The sequence below is a fragment of the Mycobacterium sp. genome, from assembly GCF_050701675.1.
In the GTDB taxonomy this organism is placed as follows: domain Bacteria; phylum Actinomycetota; class Actinomycetes; order Mycobacteriales; family Mycobacteriaceae; genus Mycobacterium.
This window is the reverse complement of the sequence record NZ_JBOGDD010000175.1, coordinates 1-3,171: the sequence shown is the minus strand read 5'-3', so window position 1 is coordinate 3,171 and position 3,171 is coordinate 1. Positions and strand designations below refer to the sequence as shown.

Here is a 3,171-nt window from a genome sequence, read left to right as displayed (position 1 = left end):
GCCCAACTGCTCGCGGCCCGCATCGGCCGCGAAGACGGTGCCGCTGCCGTGGTTACCGCCGTGGAGTACCTGCTTCACCAATCTGCCTAGGAGGCGCCATGACCACCGACCCCCTCATGGGCGATGCGCTGCTCGTCTTCGCCACGCCCGGCAGGTAGCCCATCGTGGGGGGCATCTGCGTGGCCATCCTGGGAGATCGACGCACATCGTGAGCTGCGCAAGCACGCGGCGGCGCTCTTCCGCAAAACGTCGACACCCAATCAGGAGCGCTGGGCCAAACAGCACGCGGCGGACCGTGAGTTCTGGAACCAGCTCGGTGACGCGGGCCTGCTGGGTCTCGATCTGCCGGAGGAGTACGGCGGAGTCGGCGGCGACTTCGGGCTATCGTCCGTCGTTGGCGAGGAAATGGCGTTGGCCAATGATTCGGCGAGTGGCTGGCCGGTCCACTCGCCGATCATCGCCCACTACATCAACACCTACGGCGATGACGAGCAGGCAGTTACGACCGCACGCGGCGACATGCGCCTAGCCCCCTTTGTCGTAATGCCGCACCTGGGACGTACACGAATATCTCGATGTTGGGGACGGCTGTGGCCCGCCAGATCGTCACGAGGTCAGGGTCCAGCGAGTCCACATAAACCAAACAGAACACTCGTACAGGTCGTGTAGCAGTCGAGAGTTTCGAAGGGCAACGTAAAAAGCATGTTAATGCGCTGAAAATCTGATCTAACCGGATCTATCCTGATCGAACGTCCCACTTTTGTAGGAGTTCGAGCGGTATGAGATTGAACGCGCATGCCCGGGAGTCAACGCCCGTCGCGGTGGTGACCGGCGCCGGCAGCCCGACCGGAATTGGGGTCGCGTGTGCCCGAGCACTCGCCGCCACGCACAGGTTGGTGATTGCCGCGACGTCCCCGCGCATCGACGACCGCGTTGAGGAGTTGGTGCAGACTGGTGCCTAAGCCTTCTTATTATTCTGGGACCTCTGCGATCCGTCACAAGCCCAACGTCTGGTCGATACCGCGATGGATCGGTGGGGTCGTGTCGATGTGTTGATCAACAATGCCGGCATGGTCGCCACCACCGGAGGCGAGGAACAGGCGCCGGTTGAAGACACGTCCGACGACCAGTGGCGAGCGGCTGTCTCGCGCAACCTCGACACGACCTTCTTCGTCACCCGAGCGGCTTTGGCGCCCATGATGCAACAAGGCTTCGGCCGAATTATCAATGTCGGATCAGTGTCCGGGTCGGTCATGGCCTACCGGGGTGACGCCGCCTATCATGCGGCCAAGGCCGCCGTGGTCGGGCTGACCCGATCGATCGCCATCGACCATGCCCAGCGCGGGATCACCGCCAATGTCGTTGCTCCCGGCTGGATTGCGACCGGATCTGCGACCGAGTACGAAAATGCCATGGGCACCGCCGCACCTGTCGGGCGACCGGGACGGCCCGAGGAGGTCGCAGCGCTGGTCGGATTTCTCGCCTCCGCTGCAGCGTCTTACATCACCGGGCAGGTGTTCGTCGTCGACGGCGGAAACTCCATAGCCGAAGAGCGCGCCTACCCTCTTGCTGCCCACCACGATGTCGTCCGCTGATGGCGAGCGATCCTGAGACGCCGACGGCCGAAACCGACGAGAACTACTCCGAAATCCTTGATGCGGGTTGGGACGTGGTCGGCCCACTCACCCGCCTCGGTAGCCTGCAAGACCGTGTCTTCAGGTTGGATACGGACAGTGAGCCAAGCGCAGTACTGAAGTTCTCCACCGGTGATCGCGCGGACGAAACAGCGCTGTTGGCTGAGGCGGAGTTACTACAGCATCTCAGACGAGCCTGGCCGTCGTTGCGGTTACCGCTGTTGTTACCCGGTTCAGACGGCAAGCTGCTGCAACGCCGGGGAACGGTGGTCGCCCGGAAGATGCAGTGGGTCGGCGGGCTTGCGTTGGCGCGCGCTTCCCACTGGACCACCTCGTCGATGTACGCCTTGGGCAGCGTCTCAGGGCGAATTTCGAAGTCGCTCAGCGGGTTCGATCACCCCGGGCTGGCCTGGGACTGTACCAAGGCGTCGATCTGACTACCGGCGATGGCTCCACGACACCGCTGTCGACTGCAGAGGTCGACGCGATCTGCGAACGACTCCGCGAACTCGGATGCATCGTTGCACCCACCGGACTGCACGGCAACGTGTTGAAAATCAAGCCCCCGCTGTGTATTCGGCGCGCCGATGTCGGCCGATTCACCGAAGCACGGAACCAGGCGCTGACCGAACGAGCGGAGTTCAGAAGCTTCTCCTCGACCGCTGTTTCCTTCTCGCACCCGGAGGCCCAAAGATGGAAAACACCACCCAGGATTTCTCCCTGGAAGCCCACCACGTAGACCCCGTACCGGCTTCCGAGCGCTCAGGGCGCGCCCGCGACCTGTTCTCCCTGTGGTTCTCGGCCAATCTCAATGTCGGCAACGCCGTCTTCGGACTTGTCATCTTCACCATCGTCCCCAACTTCTGGCTCGCTCTAGCGGCCACCCTCATCGGCAACGTGATCGGCACCGCGCTGATGGCCTTGCATTCGGTGCAAGGCGCCCGCCTGGGTATCCCGCAGCTCATCCAAAGTCGCGGTCAGTTCGGATATTTTGGGGCACTCGTTCCGGTCATCGCCGCCGCCCTGATGTACGCGGGGTTCACGGTCTCGGTCACCATCGTCGGTGGGCAGGCGTTGGCCGCTGCCACTGACATGAACCTTCGCGTGGCCATGCTGATCGTCGCACTCGCCAGCTTCGTCATTGCCGTAGTGGGCTACCACGCCATCCACACCGTCTGCCGGTGGGCACAATATCCGTTGACCGCAGTGCTACTCATCGTCACGGTGGCCGCACTGTTGCACGACGGCGCCCCAGTCACCACCAATCAAAGTGTCTCGATCGGAGCGTTCCTCACCACTGTGGGTGTGGCCGTCACGTTCGCCCTCACCTATGCGCCCTTCGTGTCCGACTACTCGCGCTACCTGCCCGCCGACACATCCGGTCGCGCCATCTTCGGCTGGACCGCCGCTGGCGTCTTCCTGTCAGCAGTGTGGGTCTGTCTACTCGGGCTGCTGCTAACGGCGAAGTTCGGGGCGTCCGATATCTTCCAGAGCGCCGACGTGGCTCTTGGCGGTGGCGTGCTCAGTGCGGTAGTCC

General features: G+C 63.2%; 2 protein-coding genes and 2 pseudogenes. All 4 read left to right on the top strand.

Features of this window, described 5'->3' with window-relative positions; translation table 11 throughout:
* Positions 1-123 precede the first annotated feature (123 nt).
* A pseudogene (locus ACRDUX_RS05185) lies at positions 124-495 on the top strand (acyl-CoA dehydrogenase family protein); the annotation flags it as partial.
* A 488-nt stretch (positions 496-983) separates the two neighbouring features.
* Positions 984-1,595, top strand: a pseudogene (locus tag ACRDUX_RS05180) (SDR family NAD(P)-dependent oxidoreductase); the annotation flags it as partial.
* A complete protein-coding gene (locus ACRDUX_RS05175; protein ID WP_526411664.1) occupies positions 1,595-2,071 on the top strand; it encodes an aminoglycoside phosphotransferase/kinase family protein in 477 nt (158 codons plus the stop codon). The pseudogene ACRDUX_RS05180 and the gene ACRDUX_RS05175, both read left to right, overlap by 1 nt.
* A 256-nt stretch (positions 2,072-2,327) precedes the next feature.
* Positions 2,328-3,171 (top strand): purine-cytosine permease family protein (locus ACRDUX_RS05170; RefSeq protein WP_526411662.1); only part of this gene is annotated, 844 nt, incomplete at its 3' end.

Bases quoted from the DNA above. Each gene is read 5' to 3' on its own strand.
- ACRDUX_RS05175 (WP_526411664.1), top strand. From the start codon at position 1,595: ATGGCGAGCGATCCTGAGACGCCGACGGCCGAAACCGACGAGAACTAC.